Below are 425 nucleotides of genomic sequence, written 5' to 3'. Positions count from 1 at the left end.
TTGAAGCGGCATTTTGTAGCGTTCTAGAAAAAGACTGTCCGTAGAAGATATTATCCCCTAACACCAAACAAACACTTTCATCACCAATAAACTCTTCACCAATGATAAAAGCTTGCGCTAAACCATCTGGGCTTGGTTGAATTGCATACTCAAGGTTGATACCAAAACCTGAACCATCACCAAGTAGGCGTTGGAAACCAGCGTTATCTTCAGGTGTCGTAATAATCAAAATATCTTTGATACCAGCAAGCATTAACGTCGAGATTGGGTAAAAAACCATCGGCTTATCATAAATGGGCAAAAGCTGTTTTGATACGCCGCGAGTAAGTGGATATAAACGCGTGCCTGAGCCTCCGGCAAGAACAATCCCTTTCATTACTTATCAACCTTACCATTTACAACTAAATCTGAAGAAACACCTAAGC

The 425-nt window shown here is 40.7% G+C and carries 1 protein-coding gene; it reads right to left on the bottom strand.

Features of this window, described 5'->3' with window-relative positions; all coding sequences use genetic code 11:
* Positions 1–376, bottom strand: a 376-nt coding sequence (locus AB4486_RS24340) for a sugar nucleotidyltransferase (RefSeq protein ID WP_372119204.1), incomplete at its 3' end; no start/stop codon positions are given.
* Positions 377–425 lie beyond the last annotated feature (49 nt).

Source organism: Vibrio sp. 10N.222.55.C6 (assembly GCF_041473395.1).
In the GTDB taxonomy this organism is placed as follows: Bacteria; Pseudomonadota; Gammaproteobacteria; order Enterobacterales; family Vibrionaceae; genus Vibrio; species Vibrio crassostreae_C.
The sequence above is the reverse complement of the archived record's forward strand: the minus strand, read 5'-3'. Positions and strand labels throughout refer to the sequence as shown.